This is a genomic window from Pseudoclavibacter sp. RFBA6, from assembly GCF_002931575.1.
GTDB classification, from domain to species: Bacteria; Actinomycetota; Actinomycetes; order Actinomycetales; family Microbacteriaceae; genus Pseudoclavibacter; species Pseudoclavibacter terrae.
Genome location: NZ_PSUA01000010.1, coordinates 81332 through 101397 on the forward strand (window position 1 = coordinate 81332; position 20066 = coordinate 101397).

Annotated in this window: 15 protein-coding genes and 1 tRNA gene; 9 read left to right on the forward strand and 7 right to left on the reverse strand. The window is 64.0% G+C overall.

Annotated elements, in window-relative coordinates; genetic code table 11:
* Positions 1-120: 120 nt before the first annotated feature.
* Positions 121-1362, reverse strand: coding sequence for a helix-turn-helix domain-containing protein (locus tag C5C17_RS06665; RefSeq protein ID WP_104252603.1), 1242 nt, complete (start codon positions 1360-1362; stop codon positions 121-123).
* A 282-nt stretch (positions 1363-1644) separates the two neighbouring features.
* Between C5C17_RS06665 and C5C17_RS06670 the strand changes: the two genes are divergently transcribed.
* On the forward strand, positions 1645-2427 hold the full coding sequence (locus C5C17_RS06670) for an acetoin reductase (RefSeq protein ID WP_104252604.1): 783 nt from the start codon (positions 1645-1647) through the stop codon (positions 2425-2427).
* A gap of 113 nt (positions 2428-2540) precedes the next feature.
* A tRNA-Pro gene (locus tag C5C17_RS06675) sits at positions 2541-2614 on the forward strand.
* A gap of 165 nt (positions 2615-2779) precedes the next feature.
* On the opposite strand, the gene C5C17_RS06680 is transcribed toward C5C17_RS06675, so the two are convergent.
* Together C5C17_RS06680 and C5C17_RS19125 are read right to left on the reverse strand one after the other, a co-directional pair.
* Entirely contained in the window at positions 2780-3880 is a 1101-nt protein-coding gene (locus C5C17_RS06680; RefSeq protein WP_308471305.1) for an IS481 family transposase, read from the reverse strand.
* Positions 3881-4451: 571 nt separating this feature from the next.
* A complete protein-coding gene (locus C5C17_RS19125) occupies positions 4452-4952 on the reverse strand; it encodes a transposase (protein WP_104252605.1) in 501 nt (166 codons plus the stop codon).
* A gap of 498 nt (positions 4953-5450) precedes the next feature.
* Here C5C17_RS19125 and C5C17_RS06690 point away from each other — a divergent pair, with 498 nt between their 5' ends.
* The 5 genes from C5C17_RS06690 to C5C17_RS19130 all read left to right on the forward strand — a co-directional run bounded on the left by C5C17_RS06690 (position 5451) and on the right by C5C17_RS19130 (position 13214).
* Positions 5451-7910, forward strand: a complete 2460-nt coding sequence (locus C5C17_RS06690) for a class I SAM-dependent DNA methyltransferase (RefSeq protein ID WP_258066036.1) — start codon at positions 5451-5453, stop codon at positions 7908-7910.
* Positions 7907-9124: a restriction endonuclease subunit S gene (locus tag C5C17_RS06695; RefSeq protein WP_104252606.1), complete on the forward strand. Its 1218-nt coding sequence runs from the start codon at positions 7907-7909 to the stop codon at positions 9122-9124. The genes C5C17_RS06690 and C5C17_RS06695 overlap by 4 nt, the downstream gene beginning before the upstream one ends.
* On the forward strand, positions 9121-12219 hold the full coding sequence (locus tag C5C17_RS06700; protein WP_104252607.1) for a type I restriction endonuclease subunit R: 3099 nt from the start codon (positions 9121-9123) through the stop codon (positions 12217-12219). The genes C5C17_RS06695 and C5C17_RS06700 overlap by 4 nt, the downstream gene beginning before the upstream one ends.
* The gene (locus tag C5C17_RS06705; protein WP_104252608.1) at positions 12206-12940 is read left to right on the forward strand and encodes a M48 family metallopeptidase; all 735 of its coding nucleotides are present in this window, start codon (positions 12206-12208) and stop codon (positions 12938-12940) included. The genes C5C17_RS06700 and C5C17_RS06705 overlap by 14 nt, the downstream gene beginning before the upstream one ends.
* A gap of 106 nt (positions 12941-13046) precedes the next feature.
* On the forward strand, positions 13047-13214 hold the full coding sequence (locus C5C17_RS19130) for a P-loop NTPase fold protein (RefSeq protein WP_219820481.1): 168 nt from the start codon (positions 13047-13049) through the stop codon (positions 13212-13214).
* Positions 13215-13535: 321 nt separating this feature from the next.
* Here C5C17_RS19130 and C5C17_RS06715 read toward each other — a convergent pair whose 3' ends face one another.
* The 3 genes from C5C17_RS06715 to C5C17_RS06725 all read right to left on the reverse strand — a co-directional run bounded on the left by C5C17_RS06715 (position 13536) and on the right by C5C17_RS06725 (position 17125).
* Positions 13536-14078 carry a HEAT repeat domain-containing protein gene (locus C5C17_RS06715; protein ID WP_258066038.1) on the reverse strand — a complete coding sequence of 181 codons (543 nt, stop codon included), beginning with the start codon at positions 14076-14078 and terminating at the stop codon, positions 13536-13538.
* Between the two features lie 72 nt (positions 14079-14150).
* A complete protein-coding gene (locus C5C17_RS06720) occupies positions 14151-16058 on the reverse strand; it encodes an ABC transporter ATP-binding protein (RefSeq protein ID WP_104252610.1) in 1908 nt (635 codons plus the stop codon).
* A gap of 167 nt (positions 16059-16225) precedes the next feature.
* On the reverse strand, positions 16226-17125 hold the full coding sequence (locus C5C17_RS06725) for an RNA polymerase sigma-70 factor (RefSeq protein WP_104252611.1): 900 nt from the start codon (positions 17123-17125) through the stop codon (positions 16226-16228).
* Between the two features lie 139 nt (positions 17126-17264).
* On the opposite strand from C5C17_RS06725, the gene C5C17_RS06730 reads away from it, so the two are divergent.
* Positions 17265-18470 carry an NAD(P)/FAD-dependent oxidoreductase gene (locus C5C17_RS06730; protein WP_181028511.1) on the forward strand — a complete coding sequence of 402 codons (1206 nt, stop codon included), beginning with the start codon at positions 17265-17267 and terminating at the stop codon, positions 18468-18470.
* 141 nt (positions 18471-18611) lie between these two features.
* On the opposite strand, the gene C5C17_RS06735 is transcribed toward C5C17_RS06730, so the two are convergent.
* Entirely contained in the window at positions 18612-19286 is a 675-nt protein-coding gene (locus C5C17_RS06735; protein WP_104252613.1) for a cyclase family protein, read from the reverse strand.
* Between the two features lie 168 nt (positions 19287-19454).
* On the opposite strand from C5C17_RS06735, the gene arfB reads away from it, so the two are divergent.
* On the forward strand, positions 19455-19877 hold the full coding sequence (gene arfB / locus C5C17_RS06740; protein WP_104252614.1) for an alternative ribosome rescue aminoacyl-tRNA hydrolase ArfB: 423 nt from the start codon (positions 19455-19457) through the stop codon (positions 19875-19877).
* The last annotated feature ends 189 nt before the right edge of the window (positions 19878-20066 follow it).

Below are 20066 nucleotides of genomic sequence, written 5' to 3' on the forward strand. Positions count from 1 at the left end.
GACCTGCATGTTGCGGACCTCTGCTTCTGAGTTCGGGGACTGGGTTCGCAACGCTGCGCAGGTACCAGGCTATTCCGAGGCGGGAGATTGTGCGAACAATCGGCCGGGTGGATGTTCGGGTCAGTTGTCTGTCGCAGTGACGGTGATGCCGGGCGCGAACCGGTAGGGGGCGGCGACGAGCACGTCTCCGAGGTGGCGGCGCAGGCGGCTGGTCTCCGCACGCACGGTCACGTCGTGCTCCGGCGTCCCGTACAGGCGGGTGGAGAGTTCACGTGCGGTGAGCCCTCGCGGCGCGGCGGCCAGCAGGAAGAGGATGTCGGCTTGGCGGGAAGGGATGCGCACTTCGCGTGAGCCGGTTGGGGTGCGCAGTTCGACGAGCGCACCTGTGCCGGTGGCCGACACGGTGATCGTGGTCTCGGGCGGTGCATCCGCCGGTCTCGTGGATGCGCGCGCCGGGGCCAGGAGGAATCCTCGGTCAAGCCCGCTGATCAGCACCTCCCCGGAGGGTGTGGTCCACGTGTCGCCCGCCTGCAGGCCGCGGGGGAGCGGGATGCGGGAGTTCACGTCGACGCCGTGCGAGGCAGCAACCCAACCCCATTCGTCGACGACGGCCCACGGATGGTCGAGCTCGCGGGTGGCGCTGAAGCTCGCGGCGCGAAGGTCGGCGATGTCGCGGTGGTGGCGCTCGCGGAGGTCCTGTGTTGCCGCTTGGGCGAGGAGCGAGATGAGGCCGAGCGACATGGGGTGCGCGTCGGCGACTTCGAAGGAGAGGTCGACGGTGCCGAGCGTTCGGCCGTTTCTGGGGTCGCGCACCGGGGCTGCGGTGCAACTCCAGAGGTGCTGCGAGCGGGAGTAGTGCTCGGCGCCGTGTACCTGCACGGCGCGGCGGGCCGCGAGGGCTGTGCCGATGGCGTTTGTTCCGACGCTGTTCTCGCCCCATGCTGCGCCTTCGATGAAGCCGAGGTCGTCGGCGCGGGCCAGCATCTGCGTGCCGCCGCTCCGGGCGACGATGCGGCCGTGGCGGTCGCTGATGACGAGGACGGCGGTGTCGTCGCGAAGCAGGGTCGAGAGGTGGCCGAGGTTCGCGCGTATGAGCGACGTCAGCAGCAGGGCATCGGAGTCGAGCTCGTTTGTTGCGGAGACTCCGGTAGAGGCGGGCTCGGCTTGCTTCGCGCTCGCGGGCCGGCGATTCGGGCGTACTCCGCGACGGCGAAGTCGTGCCCAGGAGTCGGCGATGACGTCGCGTGGATGCGCGGGTGCCGGCTTGCCGGAGAATTCCGCGTCGTAGACGTCGCTGAGGAGCCGCGAGTATGACGTGAGGTCGGACGTGGAGGGGAACGCCCCTTCGAGGGGGAGCGTCATGCCGTCGCCTTTCTGGCGGGCCGGCTCGCGTCGTTGCGTCTGCTGGCATCGTGCTGGAGTCGGGGCGCCACGAGTCGATTTAACCCCATTTGCGCGCGGTTTGCCTGGAGGGGGTTCAGGGGTTGCCGAGGGTTGCGTGCGGTGTCGTCGGGCGGGGTGCCGCGGGGGAGTCGAGGCGAGCGTCCGGTGCCTTCGCGGGTGGCGTGGATGCGCGCCTATCGTGGCGTCGTTCAGCGGTCGCAGGCGAAGTCTGCTCGGCCGCACCTCGAGTTAGGAGTTGTCATGACCGACACACAGGTCGCGCTGGTCACCGGAGCGGGTCAGGGAATTGGGCGCGGGATCGCGCTGAAGCTGGCTGCGGATGGCTACGACATCGTGGTTGCCGACCTCGACTTCCAGGCGGAGAAGGCTGCCGGGGTAGTCGCCGAGATCGAAGCGCTCGGTCGCCGTGCCGTGTTCGTGGCGGCGGATGTGTCGAAGAAGGCAGACGTCGAGGCGGCCGTCGCGACGGCGCTTGAGAAGCTCGGCGGGTTCGACGTGATCGTCAACAACGCCGGCATCGCACAGGTGAAGCCGATCCTCGAGGTCACGGAGGAGGAGCTCAACAAGATCTTCCAGATCAACGTGAACTCGGTTGTGTACGGCATCCAGGCCGCGGCGAAGTCGTTCATCGAGCGGGGCGTGAAGGGGCGCATCATCTCGGCGGCGTCGATCGCGGCCATCAAAGGCTTCCCGATCCTCGGGGCGTATTCGGCGTCGAAGTTCGCGGTGCGCGGCCTGACGCAGGTCGCCGCGCAGGAGCTCGCGACGCACGGCATCACGGTCAACGCGTATGGCCCCGGCATCGTGGGTACGGGCATGTGGGAGCTCATCGACAGTGAGCTGTCGAAGATCAACGGCAAGCCGCTCGGCCAGAACCTGAAGGAGAACGTCGAGTCGATCCAGCTCGGCCGCATCGAGACTCCAGAGGACGTCGCGGGCGTGGTTTCGTTCTTCGCGAGCCCCAACGCCGGGTACGTGACCGGCCAGGTGCTGCTCGTCGACGGCGGGATGCTCTACAACTAGCCAGGTGGCTCCGCGCGCCACTCGTCGCTCGCGACACGACGGCGACACGGTGGTGCGCGAAGCCCCCAGGTTCCGCTAGGATGGTCGAGTTGTCCTCGCGGAGAACAAAGCCACGGGCTGTGGCGCAGCTTGGTAGCGCACCTGACTGGGGGTCAGGGGGTCGCAAGTTCAAATCTTGTCAGCCCGACGGTGATATGTCGCAAGACATCGGAATAGCTCGAACCTGCGGTTGCAGGTTCGGGCTATTTCGTTTTTGGCGTGGGTCCTTTGGGGTTGCCGGTGGGTTGGTAGTCCTTGCTGAGGTCGATGGTGAGCTCGCGGAGGACTTCGCCGGTGGTGGCGTTGATGACGGTCACGTCGAGGTCTTGGATGAGGAGCTTGACGTGGGTTCGGGGTGGGTTCGTCCGATGCCGATTTGGCGGAGTTTGCTGTCGACGCGGAGAGTGACGACGCGGGAGTCGTCGACGCGGTCGGTGCGGACGCGGTCGTGGGTGATGCGCTTCGTTGCGCGGCTCGGGCTGGCTTTGATGCCGGTCGCGTAGCGGGCGGCCGGGGTGGCTCGGTGCGGGAGGGCTCGGTGTGGTCTGTTCGTGTTGTAGTCGTTCCGGAACTGGTCGATGAGGTGCTGGAGTTCGGCGAGGGTGGTGGGCTGTTTGGGTTGCGCGCGGAGCCATTTCTTGAGGGTCTGTTGGAACCGTTCGACTTTCCCTTGGGTTTGCGGGTGGTGGGGATGCCCGTTCTTTTGCGTGATGTGCCGGCGGTGGAGTTCGTTCTCGAAGCTGTTGCGTCCTCCCTCGTTCTCGGGGGCGGCGAGGCGGACGGTGTAGACCATGCCGTTGTCGGTGAGGGTCGAGGCTGGGTAGCCGTGCTCGCGTGCGGCGGCGCGGAAGCTGCTGAGCACGAGGGGTATGGTGATGCGCTGGTGGGCCTCGATGCGGAGCGCGCAGCGGGAGTGATCATCCAGCCAGGTGATGATCTCGGTGTCCGCGTCCGGGCGTCCATCGGGGGTGGTGAGTCGGTAGTGGGTGAGGTCGGATTGCCAGCGTTCGTTGGGTTGGTCGGCTTGAAAGTGCCGGTAGGGGCTTTTCGGGCGTTTGGTGGGGTCCGGGGTGACCTGGGCGTGCTTGGTGAGGATGCGGTGGATCGTGGCGCGGTGGACGCGGAGGTGGTGGTCGTGCTCGAGGTGCCAGGCGATGGTGTCAGCGCCGGCATCGAAGCCCGCGACGATGAGGCGGTGGCGCAGGTGCAGGATCTGCTCGATCGCGGCCGGGTTGGTCGCGGTGGGTGAGGTGTGGGGGCGTCGGCTTCGGGGCTCGAACGCGGTCTCGCCTTCGACTCGGTAGCGGGCCATGAGTCGCGAGATCCAGGGCTGGCTGACGCCGTATTTGCGGGCAGTTGCTGACTGGCTCGCGCCAGCGAGGACGGCGGTGATCACGAGGCGCTGCTTGCTCATGGTCCAGCATCACGATCATGCGCATGTCTCGCGACAGGTTATGCCGATGTCTCGCGACACCCTATGCGTATGTCCTGCACCAGGACACTGTCAGCCCGACGGTGAGATGTCGCAAGACATGGAAATAGCCCGAACTTGCAGTCGCAGGTTCGGGCTATTTCTGTCTTCTGGTGGGTTCGTGGGGCTTACGGCTTCTAGGACAAAACTTATGGATGAGCTTGCGCGTGTGAGGACCTGCCGGCCCAGACTGAGCGGCTCCACTCGCTTATGCCTCGGTGGTTGCGCAACGTGGTACGGATGCCGTTGCTGATGCCGCCCCCGAGCGGGCTCGTGGTGCGCAGGTTTCCCCGGGCGGCATGCGTGGACAGGTGCCCGTTCCCGGAGAGCTTGCTGAGGAGTAGCCATGCTTTCCGGAGCCGGTCGTGGGTCCCCCACGAGGAGCATCCATCGCTTGAGCGCTGCTTCGTGAGGCACAGTGCTTCGGCCACCAAGCCTGCCGCCCGAGCTGTCACGCGACGGCGGTGTCGGCGTCCACGACCGGTGAGAGTGCTTTCGAGCGCTTCAGCAAGTCTCACCCCGCCTGAGTTCTCGGGTGCCGCGTCAGGTGACGCCGCACGTTAATGTGCACGTGAAACTCGCAGAGTTGAGTCTTAGTGTCTGGCCAGCAGAAACGGGCGGCCGACGCGAACCCGGAACCGCCATCACAGACCACCACCTCGGACGCGGGGATGCGCGCCAAGAGCGCGGTCCAAGCGGCCGATGACTCGGTCGAGCACCACTGCCACGCGAGGACCTGCAGGTCCTCTGTGACCGCGATCAAGAGACACCACGAGCCGATGGGGTTCCCATCAACCAGAACGACGCGATGGCGCGTATCGACCGGGCCCAGCGTTGGCTTGATTGCCCAGCACCACCCAGTCCGGCGCCGCAGTTGTCGGGCGGCGCTCGGGCCGCCCAGCTCGATCTGCGAGTGCTTCCCGAGCAGCCACCGCAAGAACTCCCGCAACTCGTTGCGCCGAGCGCGATCAGCGCGTTTCGGACAGCAGATGACCCATACGTCTGGCACCGCCATCGCTGGGTCCCTGCCGCGGTTCTCCCATTCTTCACGAGCGGCTGTCCGCACACCACACAAGTGGTCGAGTTGGCGTCGTTTCCCACGACTAAGGGTCCCGGGCTAAAGTCACCCCTCGACACGCCTCCAACGACGGGCCTAAATTAAGAACCCATCCACACAATTCGTCCCATCGGCCGCGGCGTCCGGCAGAAGCGTCGGTTGGCCAACACCAGGAGGCGCGCAAGCTGCATCGCTGTGCTTCAGGAAAATTCCTGTTTATGAGACAGTTAGGGCCGATTGCAACGTTTGGTTGAGCCGTCCGGCTCCCGGTTGCGACATCACCATGACCTCCAACCCGGCGCGGCACCCTATCAGGGCCGGAGGTCGCCGGTAGCCTAGGACACGGCACTGTGAGCACAACTTAAGGCGCGCCCTCGGCGCGGAGGAGAACGCCCCGATGAAGCAACATATTGAGTCAACACACCCGGCACGCGACGTGCCATCAAGGGGCGTGGTGTGACCGTGGCTCTCAAAAAGTCTGACCTGTATAGCTCGCTCTGGGCCGGAGCGGACGAGCTCCGTGGGGGCATGGATGCCAGCCAGTACAAAGATTTTGTGCTGACCCTGCTGTTCGTGAAGTACGTCTCGGATAAGGCCAAGGCCGATCCGTACGCCGACGTTGAGGTCCCCGAGGGCGGATCCTTCGACGACCTAGTTGAGTTGAAGGGGCAGCCGCACATCGGCGAGCGGGTCAACGTCGCCATCCGAAGATTGGCTGACGCCAATGACCTGCAGGGAGTCATCAACAATGCTGACTTCGACGACCCAGACAAGCTCGGCAAGGGCAAGGAGCTCGTTGACCGGCTCACCAAGCTGATCGGTATTTTCCAGGACCTCGACTTCACGGGGTCGCGTGCCGAAGGCGATGACCTACTTGGCGACGCCTACGAGTACCTGATGCGGCACTTCGCCAGCGAGTCGGGCAAGAGCAAGGGGCAGTTCTATACACCCGCTGAGGTCTCGCGCGTCATGGCGGCGCTCATTGGCATCAAGCCAGACACTCCGAAATCGGCCACTGTCTACGACCCGACCTGCGGTTCTGGTTCCCTGCTCCTCAAGGTCGCGGATGCCGCTCCGAACGGGCTGACCATCTATGGTCAGGAAAAAGACAACGCGACGCGGGCACTTGCCGTGATGAACATGGTGCTTCACGGTAACGCGACGGCTGACGTTCGTCAGGGTGACACGATCACTAGCCCGCAGTTCCTCCGTGGCAGCGATCTCCAGACCTTCGACTACCTGGTCGCCAACCCGCCCTTCAGCATCAAGTCATGGAACAACGGGCTAGAGAATGAGTACGGACGCTTCGACGGCTTCGGCCGTCCGCCGGAGAAGAACGGTGACTACGCTTTTCTGCTCCACATGATCAAGAGCTTGAAGAGCGCGGGCAAGGGCGCAGTGGTCCTGCCGCATGGTGTGCTCTTCCGTGGCAACGCCGAAGCAACGATCCGCAAGGAACTAATCAAGCGCGGGTACGTCAAGGGGATCATTGGTCTTCCCGCGAACCTCTTTTACGGCACCGGCATCCCGGCCTGCATCATTGTGCTCGATAAGGAGAACGCTGTCGGGCGCGCTGGCATATTCATGATCGATGCCAGCAAGGGATTCACGAAGGACGGCAATAAAAACCGCCTGCGTCCGCGCGACATGCACCAGATCATCGACACGTTCACGAGGCAGCTTGAGGTGCCTCGATATTCGCGCATGGTGCCACTGGGCGAGATCGCAGACCCGAAGAACGATTTCAACCTGAACATCCCTCGCTACATCGATAGCTCGCGGCCCGAGGATATCCAGGACCTGCACGCCCACCTCAAGGGTGGGATCCCGAACCGCGACCTTGACGCTCTGCAGCCGTACTGGGACGCGTTCCCGGCCCTTCGCTCGACGCTTTTCAACCTATTGCGTGAGGGGTATAGCGAGTTGGCGGTCGACAAGTCAGACATTCAAGCTAGGATCACTGACTCAACTGAGTATGCATCCTTCGTTGGTAATACCAACGTCATCATCGGTCGCTGGTGGAAGAGTCACGAGGTGGTCCTTCGAGGCATTTCAGAGACGACGCGCCCCGCAGAACTAGCTGCTGATCTGGGAGATAGTCTTCTCGAAGCGTTTCGCACGCAGCCTCTCCTGGATGAGTACGCCGTGTATGAGCAGTTGATGAGCTACTGGAATGACGTCATGCACGACGACGTGGCTTTGATCATGGGCGAGGGCTGGGACGGCGCGGCAAAGCCGCGCGCGGCTCGCATCCTCGGATACGACAAGAACAAGAAGCCAAAGTACGAATCAGCACACATTACGTTCGGCACTGGTGTCAAGGCACAGCGCTGGGTGATGGACCTGATCCCGCCAGAGCTGATCGTCGCACGTTACTTTGCCAATGAGCAGGCCGAACTCGATGCTCTGGAAGCCGCCGTTGAGGCTGCCGGTCAGTCAATCGAGGAGTACGTCGAAGAGCACGCTGTAGAAGAAGGATTGCTGGCCGATGCAACCGATGACGACGGCAAGGTAGCCAACAAAACCGCAACTGCCCGACTCAAGGCGGCCAAGGCCGAAGGCGCTGACAATGATGAGCTCAAGGCACTCGTTCACGTCGTCAGCCTGTTCAACGCAGAGACGGCCGCGAAGAAGGCCGCCAAGGACGCCCGGCTCGCGCTCGACCAGCAGACGCTCAAGCAGTATGCGCAGCTCTCCACGGCCGAAATTCAGAGCCTTGTCATCGATGACAAGTGGGGTCACCGCATAGCAACAGGAGTCCAGGCAGAGCGTGCAGCACTGATCCAAGCGCTCGTGCGGCGGCTGAACGTGCTTGGCGCTCGCTACGCGCAGACCGTGAGCGATCTCGACACCGAGGTCGAGGCTTTGAGTGCGAAGATCTCGGCCCACCTGGCTGCGATGGGGGTCGACGCATGACGCCCTCAGCCTGGATGACAACCACGATTGGGGGCCTGTCCGCGGTTGCGCGAGGCGCATCTCCGCGACCCATCGCATCGCCTCGCTGGTTCGACAACGACGGCGAGGTTCGTTGGATCCGCATAGCCGACGTCAACCGTTCCGATGGCCGGACGTTGCGCGAAACAACGCAAGCGCTGTCCGCCGACGGAATTGCACGTAGTAGGTACCTGAAACCTGGCACTCTCATCATGAGCATTGCTGCGACAGTGGGTATCCCAGTCGTCACTGGTGTTCCGGCGTGTATACATGATGGGTTTGTCGCCCTTGAGGATCTCAAAGCTGACAAGAGGTTCATGCTTTATCTGCTGAAAGCTTCAGAGGCGCGGCTTCGTGAGGCAGGCCAGTCTGGGTCTCAGATGAATGTCAACTCAGAGATCGTACGCGGGCTTCAAGTCACCGTTCCCTCTGACCGCGAAGAGCAGATCCGCATCTCGTCAGCGCTCTGGGATGCCGATGAACTCATGGACGCGTTGAGGCGAGCAATCGCGAAGAAGCGCGCCATCAAACAAGGAATGATGCAGGAACTGCTGACCGGCCGCACGCGACTTCCTGGGTTTAGAGACTCGTGGCGAGTGAGCAACGTGGGGGACTTTACTCAAGTGCGGGCAGGTGGCACGCCGTCGACTTCTGTGCCTCGTTACTGGGGTGGTGAAAACCGCTGGATGAGTTCAGGCGAGATCCATCAGAAGCGCGTGCGCGAGGTTGCCGGGCGTATCACGGCTGCTGGTCTTCGTGAGTCGGCTGCTCAGCTGTTGCCTGTGGGTACGGTTCTTATGGCGCTGGCAGGTCAAGGTAAGACCCGCGGCACTGTCGCTGTTTCGCGAGTCGAGTTGTCTACTAATCAGTCGATTGCAGGGATACTTCCGAGCGACGAGCATGATTCGGACTTCTTGTACTACAACCTTGATACGCGTTATATGGAACTTCGTGGAGAGTCAACGGGTGACGGTGGCCGTGGGGGCCTCAATTTGACAATCATCAAGAAGCTCAACATCTACATGCCCCGAGTCGAGGAGCAACGGGCGATCGCTCGGGTCATCGGGGACGTCGACGATGAACTGGAGATTCTCGAGCGTCGCCTCGAGTCAACCCGCGCCATCAAGCAAGGAATGATGCAGGAGCTGTTGACTGGGCGCACTCGCCTACCTGTGGCTGAGGAGGTTTCGGTATGAGTACGGTCGGACAGATCGAACGGAAGACGCAGGACCGCATCGTCAAGTTCTTCCAGGAGCGCCTCGGGTATGACTACGGTGGCAACCTTGAGGCGTACGAGAGCAGCAACATCGATGAGAATTCGCTGATCCATTACCTGGACAGCCGCGGGTACGACGAAGAGGTCATCCGAAAGGTGCTCCATGCCGTGGAGGCCGCCAGCTCTGTTGGTGGTGTTCGTACCCTCTACGAGGCCAACCGTGACGTTTACGATCTGCTGCGCTATGGAGTGAAGGTCAAGCGCGGGGTTGGTGATCAGTTTGAGACGGTCTGGTTGGTCGACTGGGACGATCCCGAGGTCAACCACTTCGTGGTGGCAGAGGAAGTTTCCATCGCGGGGGCCCATAACAAACGCCCTGACGTGGTGATGTACGTCAACGGGCTCGCTCTTGGTGTCATCGAGTTCAAACGATCCAAGGTCAGTGTTTCTGAGGGCATCCGTCAGAGCATTGGCAACCAGAGCGCCCACTTCATTCGCCCGTTCTTCTCGACCGTTCAGCTCGTGTTCGCAGGTAACGACGTCGAGGGGTTGCGCTACGGTGTTATCGAGACTCCTGAGAAGTACTGGTTGGGGTGGAAAGAGCCAGAGGACAGCACCGTCGGCGCCGACGTTGCCCAACCCCTTGACCGAGCAATTGCGCAAATGTGCTCGAAGGGTCGCTTCCTCGAACTGATCCACGACTTTATGGTGTTCGACGCGGGCAAGAAGAAGACCGCTCGTCATAACCAGTATTTCGGCGTGAAGGCAACGCAGACACGCATCGCAAAGCGCGAGGGCGGTATTATTTGGCACACGCAGGGCTCTGGAAAGAGTCTGACGATGCTCTGGTTGGCTAGGTGGATCAGAGAACACCAGCCGCAGTCACGGGTTTTGATCATCACTGACCGTACCGAACTCGATGAGCAGATCGAGAACGTGTTTGGCGGTGTCAACGAATCGATCTACCGCACCACGTCGGGTGCGGATCTGCTGACGCAGCTAAACAAGCATGACCCGTGGCTAATCGGCTCGTTGGTGCACAAGTTCCGTGGCAGCGATGATGACCAAGAAGTCGACCGCACCAGTGACGAGTTCATTGCTGAATTGCGCTCGCGCCTCCCTGCCGGATTCGTGGCGAAGGGCAACCTCTTCGTCTTCGTGGACGAGGCGCACCGCACCCAGTCGGGCAAGATGCATCGGGCCATGAAGGAACTGCTCCCAGGTGCGATGTTCATCGGCTTCACCGGCACCCCACTCTTGAAAGCAGACAAAGCGACCAGCATCGAGACCTTCGGCTCGTTCATCCACACCTACAAGTTCGACGAGGGGGTCGAGGACGGGGTCGTGCTTGACCTGCGCTACGAGGCGCGCAACATCGACCAGGATCTGACCAGTCCAGACAAGGTGGACAAATGGTTCGAGACCAAGACCAAGGGCCTCACCGATCTCAGCAAGGCCCGCCTCAAGAAGAAATGGGGCACGATGCAGAAGGTCGTCTCTGCCGAGCCGCGCGCCAAGCAGATCGTGCAGGACATTCTGCTGGATATGGAGACTGAGCCTCGCTTGGTGAGTGGTCGCGGCAACGCGATGCTGGTGGGCGACAGCATCTACCAGGCATGCAAGTTTTACGAGATGTTCGTCAACGCCGGGTTCAAGGACAAAGTCGCCATCGTCACGAGCTACGTGCCGAACCCAGGGGATATCTCCAAGGAAGACTCCGGTGCGGGAGCGACTGAGAAGCTGCGGCAGTACGACATCTATCGTCGGATGTTGGCCGATTTTTTTGACGAACCAGCAGACGATGCCGTCGGCCGGATCGAAGAGTTTGAGAAGGAAGTCAAACGCCGGTTCATTGAGGAGCCCGGCCAGATGCGGCTGCTCATCGTGGTCGACAAACTCCTGACCGGCTTCGATGCTCCGAGCGCAACCTACCTTTACATCGACAAGAAGATGCGCGATCACGGCCTGTTTCAGGCGATCTGCCGCGTCAACCGGCTCGATGGTGACGATAAGACCTACGGGTACATCATCGACTACCGGGATCTGTTCAACTCGCTCGAGTCGGCGATTACCGACTACATCTCTGGTGCGCTCGATGGCTACGAGGAGAAGGACGTCAAGGGTCTACTAAAAGACCGCGTTAAACAAGGGCGTCGGGACCTCGACGAGGCGCTTGAGAAGATCCGGGCGCTGATTGAACCGGTGGCACCACCTAAGGGAACACTCGAGTACCAGCACTACTTCGTAGCAGCGATACCGGGAGACGCTGGGCAGATCAAGGCAAATGAACCGAAGCGCGTTGAACTGTACAAGAGCGTCGCAGGTCTGGTTCGCGCGTATGCCGCTCTGGCAAACGATATGGACGCAGCTGGTTACTCGCCTGCGGAAGCCGCAGCGATCAAGAAAGAAGTCGACCACTTTGTGGCTGTTCGCGACGAGGTCGAGCTCGGCGCTGGCGAGAACATCGACATGAAGCAGTTCGAGGCCGGCATGCGTGCCCTCCTCGACACCTACATCCAGGCCGATCCGTCAGAGGTTGTGGCCACATTCGAGAAGGGTCTGGTTGACCTGATCATCGAACGCGGCGAAGGCGCGCTCGATTCCCTGCCTCCCGGGATCCGCAAGAACCCCGAAGCGGTAGCCGAGACCATCGTCAACAACGTGCGCAAGACTATTGTCGACGAACGAGCGCTTAACCCGCGCTACTACGACCGAATGTCCGAGCTGCTCGACGCGCTTATCGAGCAGCGCCGCCAAGATGCCCTCGACTACAAGGCATATCTGAAGCAGCTTTTCGATCTGGCGACCAAGGTAGGCACAGGTGGATCGGACACGGTGTATCCGGAATGGGCGAGGACCGGTGCTCAGCGTGCGCTCGTCGACTTCAGTTTCCCTGACTCCAACCTCGCCATCATCGTCGATTACACCGTGATGCACCAGAAGGAGCACGGCTGGGTTGGTAACAAGATGAAGGAGCGAGCGCTGGCTCGTGAGATTCGCCGTGCCCTGCCCGATGGATTCGACCGATTCGACGAACTGTTTGAACTCGTGAAGGCTCGTGATGAGTACCGCTAGTGCCTACCTCACTGTTGCTGGGCTCGGTATCGATGTTGTCTATAAGGACATCAAGAACCTGCATATCTCCGTCTATCCGCCGGTCGGTCGCGTGCGGGTTGCGGCACCGCATCGTATTGGTGAGGACGCGATCCGACTGGCGATCGTGCAACGATTGCCATGGATTAAGAAGCAGCGCGTGCAATTGCAGAACGCTGACCGTCAGACGGAACGCCACATGGTCTCCGGTGAGACGCATTATGTGTGGGGTGAGCGCTTGCGCCTAGACGCATCGCGCAACGGGCGGTCGCGGGTCAGCGTTGCTGGCAAGACCCTCTGGCTTACCACCCCTCGCGATCACAGCGGCGACCAATGCAAGGCCGTGCTCGACCGCTGGTACCGTAATGAACTCAAAGCAGCGGTGCGACCGCTCTTGGAGAAGTGGCAACCGCTCGTCGGTGTGAAAGCCTCGAAGTTTGTCGTGCGCAAGATGAAGACCAAATGGGGCACCTGTCAAACAGCCTCTCGCACCATCTGGCTCAACCCTGAACTCGCCAAGAAGAACCCACGCTGCCTCGAGTACATCGTGGTTCACGAACTCGTGCATCTGATCGAGCGCACGCACAACGATCAATTCATCGAACTCATGGACAAGCATGTGCCGGACTGGCGAGCGCGCCGCGACGAGCTAAACGGAGCTCCGTTGGCCAGCGAGGAGTGGGATGTGGAGGGCACAGCGTGACGTCGAAGTATCCGCTTTGGTCTGATGAACCCGCCACCCAAGATCTACTGTCGTTTCAGGCTGTAGACGAGACCGCAGCCGATGCTAATTTCGAGTACTTGATCCAGTGGCAATCGGCCTCTCTGGTGCTTGGGGCAGTGACAAGACTAGCGTGCTGGAGCTGGTCAAGTCCGAGATTAGGGAGCGTTCCTTGCACGGCGAGCGTGTGGTGCTGGTTATCCGACGCAGCGCTGGCTCTACGACCCGGCAGTTGGCGCCAAGGAGAGCCTCATAGCTGAGGTGCTGGGTGCACTCAGCAAAGAGATCAAAGCGAAGGATCCGGTGGACCCGGCTATTCTCGAAGCTCTCAAGAGGCTTGTCCGTAAGGTGAACTGGTCAAGACATCGTGATAGCTCGACGCTGAAGTTGCAGGTTCGAGCTATTTCGATTTCCGGCGGGTCCTGTGGGGTTGCCGGTGGGTTGGTAGTCTTGCCGAGGTCGATGGTGAGCTCGCCGGGCCGACTGGCCAGCTGCCCGCCCGCAACGTGTTTCTGAGCGTCTTAGCCGGCTCCACCTCACCCCGGAACCGGTAGAGCGAGCCGAATCGCTAAGCCTCCTAGTCTCGCGGGAACCTCGCGCGCAGCGCGTCGATGCTCTGCTGCGCACTCCGCCGCACATCGATCTCGGGGTCCTTGAGCAGCGGGCGCAGGCGATCCACGTCCTCGAGCTTGCCTACGGCGCCTAAGGACCTTGCGGCTGCCGATCGCACCCGAGCCACGCTGTCGACGAGCATCCCGGCCAGTTCGGATACAGCTGCGAGCTCGCGCGCCGCGACAACCCTTGCTCCCATTTCACGGACGCGCCAAGCCGGGTTGCCGAGCGTGCCGATCACCGCAGGCGCGGCCGATTCATCCCAGACATACAGCAACGCCCGGGTGCCCCAGAGCTCGGGCCAGTAGAGCACGGGCGCCCCATCGAGGATTCCCTGCGCGTGATCGCCGCCGACGAAGAGGAGTAGGTCGTCGCCTTCGTCATGCCCCTTGATGAGGCCGAGCACTCGCTCGACGAACTCGGACTGGCCGTACCGCTCGACGGCCGCCGCCAACCGCTGCTCGAGCGGAAGGTCGACAGGAACGGACGCAGGAACTGAAGAGGGCATGTCAGACATCACCTCACCCTACGCCGACCGCGCTCAGGTCAGGTGCCCGAGAGGCGCCTTCCCGCGTCGAACTCAGGAACCACCCGCCGCATCCGCATCCGCATCCGCCGCCAGCTTCTTCTGCACCGCGAACTGCGTCCGGTGCAACTCGTCGTACCGCCCAGCCGCGGCAAGCAGCTCCTCGTGCGTACCGCGTTCCACGATCGAACCGTCCTCGACGACGAGAATCATGTCCGCGCTGCGGATCGTGGACAGGCGGTGGGCGATCACCATCGCCGTCCGCCCCTCGAGCGCCTCACTCAGCGCCGCCTGCACGGCGGCCTCCGACGTCGAGTCGAGCGCTGCCGTCGCCTCATCGAGGATCACAACGCGCGGCTGCGCGAGCAGGAGCCTCGCGATCGTCATCCGCTGACGCTCGCCACCCGACAGGCGGTAGCCGCGCTCACCCACCATGGTGTCCAGCTGGTCAGGCAGCGACCGGATGAGCGGCTCGAGGCGCGCACGGCGCACCGCATCCCACACCTCGTCCTCCGACGCCTCCGGCCTCGCCAGCTTCAGGTTGGAGAGAATCGTCTCGTGGAACAGGTGACCGTCCTGCGTCACCATGCCAAGCGTGTGCCGCATCGAGGCGAAGGTGACGTCGCGCACATCCGTCCCCGAGAGGCGCACAGCGCCGCTGTCGACGTCGTACAGGCGCGACAGGAGCTGCGCGATCGTCGACTTGCCGGCACCCGACGTGCCGACGAGGGCGACGGTCTGCCCCGGCTCGATCCGGAAGGACACACCGTGCAGCACCTCCTCGCCACCGCGGGTATCCAGCGTCGACACCTCCTCGAGGGAGGCGAGCGACACCTTGTCCGCAGACGGGTAGCCGAAGTGCACGTCGTCGAACTCGACAGACACCGGGCCCTCGGGCACGGTAACGGCGTCCGGCTTCTCCTTGATGAGCGGCTCGAGATCCAGCACCTCGAAGACTCGCTCGAAGCTGACCACGGCGCTCATGATCTCGACCCGCGCATTCGCGAGGCTCGTGAGCGGCGCGTAGAGGCGGGTGAGGAGCAGCGCAAGAGTCACCACGTCGCCGGTCTCCAGCTGGCCGCCGAGCGCGAGGGCACCACCCAGCCCATAGACGAGCGCGAGCGCGAGCGCCGAGACCAGCATCAGCGCGGTGAAGAAGACGAACTGCAGCATCGCGGTGCGAACCCCGATGTCGCGGACCCGGGCTGCGCGGACGCGGAACTCCTCGGCTTCCTCATCCGGCCGACCGAAGAGCTTGACGAGCGTCGCACCGGGCGCCGAGAAGCGCTCGGTCATCTGCGTGCTCATGGCCGAGTTGTGGTCGGCGGCCTCGCGGCGTAGCGCGGCCAGGCGACTGCCCATGCGGCGCGCGGGAATCAGGAAGATGGGGAGCATGATGACTGCGAGCACCGTCACGAGCCAGGACGTGCTGAGCATGACGATGAGCGTCAGGATGAGCGCCACCAGGTTCGTGACCACGCCAGACAGTGTGCCGCTGAACGCCTGCTGCGCGCCGATCACGTCGTTGTTGAGGCGGCTCACGAGGGCGCCCGTCCGCGTGCGCGTGAAGAACGCGATCGGCATCTTCTGCACGTGGTTGAACACGGCCGTGCGGAGGTCCAGGATCACGCCTTCGCCGATCCGCGCCGAGTACCAGCGCGTCACGAGCGACACGCCTGCGTCGGCGACGGCGACGACGGCGATCAGGACCGCAAGCCAGACGATCGTCGAGAGCGCGCCCTTCGCGACGATGACATCCACCACCTGCCCGGCAAGGACCGGCGTCGCGACCGCGAGGAACGCGCCCACGATGGAGAGGGCGATGAACAGCACCAGCTTCGACCGGTAGGGCACCGCGAACGTCAGGATGCGCCGCACCGACTCACGCGAGAAGCCGTGCTTCCCATCCTTCGCGGACGAGATCTTGTAGAGCGAACTCCAGGCCGCGCCTTCCATGCTCATAGCGGTTCCTTCCCCTAGGCAGGAGGCTCAGCCTAGGCGGCAAGTCGCCCCACATCTGCGATTGTCCGCCAGGGGCGGAGAGCGTCCGATGTTGGCACTGACGATGGCCGCCCCCGCACCCCCTTGGCGCACGCGATCGGCCTCCTCTGGTACCTGAGCGGAGCAGGTCAGGCTGCGAACCGCAACGCGCTGAGCTTCTCCGGGTTCATGACGAAGTAGATCCGGTCGATCCCGGCGTCGCTGACGCCGATCATGCCCACCAGGTAGCGCTGACCGTCCTTGCGCAGCACAACCGCATCCGCGCCGTTCACCGACATGACATCGACCTGGAAGGCGCCCTGCGCCTTGTCCACGACGCCCAGCAGGAATCGTCCGACCCGGTCGCGGCCCTCGACCGGCCGTAGCGCCGCCGATACTGCTCCGCCACCGTCCCCGTAGTAGACGATGTCATCGGTCAGAAGCGACCGGAGCCGTTCGAGGTTCCCCGTCTGTGCAGCCTCGAGGAAGGACCGCAACAGGCGATCGTGTCTCTCAGCGGGCACCTCCCGCGCGCCCGCCGTCTGCAGATGCAGACGCGCGCGGCGCCCGAGCTGCCGCGCATTCGCCTCCGTCGTATCGATCACCTCGGCGATCTCGGAGAACGGAAAATCGAACGCCTCACGCAACACGTACACAGCCCGCTCAGTCGGAGTCAGCCGCTCCATCAGGAGCAGCATCCCCACCGCGAGGGATTCCGCGTTCTCCGCGCCCAGCGTCGGGTCGGAATCGGTCATCACCGGCTCGGGCAGCCAGGGGCCGATGTAGGTTTCCCGACGCACCCGCGACGACTCGGCGACGTTGATCGCCAGACGAGTCGTCATGGTCGTCAGAAACGCCAGTGGCGTGCGGACGCTCGCCCGGTCGGTGGTCTGCCACCGAACCCACGCGTCCTGCACCACGTCCTCCGCCTCAGCGACGCTTCCCAGCATCCGGTAGGCGATGCCGAAGAGGCGAGGGCGCAGCGTCTGGAACTCTTCGCCGAGCGCGCGCAGCTCGCCCACCGAGGTGTCATCAGCGGCGAAGCTCATATCGTCCTCCGATCCGTGACGCCCGAGGCCCCACGAGCGCTCCCCAACGTACTACCGGTGCCCTGGTCCCGGAGGGGCTGTCACATTTCGGGACGGCCACCGGTCACTACTGGAGAAGCAGTTCCCGAAAGGAGCACACGTGACCCACGAAGCCCAGCACAACGTCGTCATCATCGGAGCCGGGTATGCCGGCATCCTCGCCGCCAACCGCATCCAAGCGTCACTGAAACCCGCGGAGGCGCGACGGGTGCGAGTCAGGATGGTGAACTCGACCGGTGATTTCATCGACCGCATCCGCCTACACGAGGTCGCCGCAGGGGCCCGAGCAACCGCAGCAACACCACTCAACGAGATGCTGCACGCCCGCATCGAAGTCGTCATCGGAACCGTCCGCGACATCGACGCAGACACGCGGATGCTCTCCATCGAGACAGGGGAGGGCGTGACCCACGAGTCCTACGACACCCTCGTCTACGCGGTGGGGAGCGTCGCCGCGCTCGGCGCCCCAGGGGCAGAGGAATTCGCGCACCTGCTCAGCAACGTCGACGGTGCCGACGCGGCGCGGGGCGCCATCGCGGCAGGAGCGCCCGAGCAGCGCATCGTCGTGGTCGGCGGCGGGGCGACCGGCGTCGAGGCGGCGGCCGAGTTCGCCGAGCAGCGCCCGAGCGCATCCGTCACTCTGATCTCGCGGGGAGCTGTTCTGGGGCACCTGCCGCTCGGCTCGCGGAGATCAGTGGCGCGTTCACTCGAGAAGCTCGGCGTCACCGTCAGGGAGGGCTCCGGCGTCCGCAGCGTGACGGAGCGCGCAGTCGAGCTCGACGGCGGCGAACTCGTGCCGAGCGATGTCACGGTGTGGACGGCATCGTTCGCCGTCCCGGCGCTCGCCCGTCAGAGTGGCCTCGCCGTAGACCCGATCGGTCGGCTCCTCGTCGACGAAGAACTGCGCGTGCCCGCCCACCCGGAGATCTTCGGGGCGGGCGACGCGGTGCGCCCACCAGCGTCAGTCGGCGCCCACCTCCGCATGGGATGCGCCGTCGCCATGCCGCTCGGCGCTCACGCAGCCGACAACATCCTCCGCACCCTCCGCCGCGAGCCCCTGAAGTGCCTTGATGTGGGCTTCGGCGCCCAGTGCATCAGCATCGGACGGAAGGACGGGTTGATCCAGCTCCTCAGCAAAGCGGACGAACCCCGACCGCTGAGGATCACCGGCAGGCCCGGCGCGATCGTGAAGGAGCTCGTCTGCAGCGTCCTCGCCTTCGGATCGCCCAGGCGCGAACGACGCCTGCCCGGGTCGTTGATGCTCCCCTCCGGACCGAAGCGCCTGCCCGTCGGCAGGCTCGAGTGAGCACGGCGCCCGAGCGCAGCTTCCCGCTTCAGATGACGCCACTCGAGTGCATGAGCAGGTCGGGGGAGCACGAGCCCGAGATGAGGTCGGCGTCGTTCTGGGCGACCAGCTCGGTGAACACCCCCTTCACGATCTCGCCGGTCAGGCGCGGTGCATCACGACCGCCCGAACCGGGGACCCGTCGAGGCCCGTGAACGGCAGCGGCAGGGCCGAGATCCAGGGGCCACGCGCTGGGTCGATGGCGGAGAGGTTCGTGAGGTTCTCGATGATGACGCCGCCGGCGCCCAGGAAGACCTCGTGGAACGGCAGCTCGGCAGACTCCGCGGTCGGGTCCGTTCGGTCCGGACTGAGGGTGTCGACACCGACGACCGTCACTCCCGCAGCACGCAGCCGCTCGGCGATCGCGACGTCGAGGTAGGGATGCTTGAGGTAGGCCGGCTGCCCGAACCGCGCTGACCAGTCGGTTCTGAAGACGATGATCGCGCCAGGCTGCACCGCGTCGAGCTGCGAGGCGACCTCGGCGAGCGCGATCCGACGCGAGGGAGCCGCAACTGCCGTCACGTCGACGAGGTGCAGCGGCGCGACGAGCCGAGCGAGGTCGAGGCTGTCGACGGTGTCGCCGCCGGCGATCGAGTGCGAGGGCGCATCCAGGTGCGTGCCGGTGTGCGTGCCGAGCTGAAGATCGTGCACGACGACCCCGTGCTCGGCGAGCGAGGTGGCGGGCGCGATCCGCACCTCCGGGTCGCCGGGGTAGATCTGCATGCCAGAGGCGAGCGGATGCGTGAGATCGACGAGCTTCCGATGCGGTTGCGACATGGGGCCACCTTAGACATCGACGCCCGTCCCGCGAGGCTCTGCGCCTTCCGCCAGGCCGGCCAGGCGCATCCACACGAGAGATGCGGCTTCGTGGCCCAACCAAGCTGCATCTCTCGCGTGGATGCAGTGCGGCGGCGCGGACGGGCGTGCGCGTGGGAGGCTTGGCGCATGGACTTGGAGGTGTCGCGCTCACTCACGATTCCGGCCGCGGAGCTCGGCTGGCGGTTCTCGCGATCCTCAGGGCCGGGCGGGCAGCACGTCAACACCACCGACAGCCGCGTCGAGCTCTCGTGGAACATCAGCGAATCCCTGGTGCTCACCGACGACCGGCGCCGGATGCTCTTCGACCGGCTCGGGAAGCGCCTCGTCGACGGCGTGCTCACGGTCACCTCCTCCGAGCGACGCTCGCAGCTCCGCAACCGGGAGGCGGCGCTCGAGAAGCTCGCGAACCTCGTGCGCGAGGGCCTCGCCCCGCCCGGACCGAAGCGGCGCGCGACGAAGCCGACGAAGGGCTCGCAGCGGCGCAGGCTCGAGTCGAAAGGCCAGCGCTCCGCCACCAAGGCCCAGCGCCGGCGCCCGTCCCACGACTAAGACGGCGCGCGCAGCTCAACGCCGTCTGGGCGAATCGCCCCTCAAGAACCGAAACTTGTTCGATTGTTCCCTGGACGCGACTCGGGCGGCGGGTGTTTCCTTGGTGCAGAGCGGAAGCCGCAGGGAGGCAGTCGCAAGCACCATCGCCGTGCGACACCTGCGCAGCGGGGCCCGCCAAGTCCAAGGGAG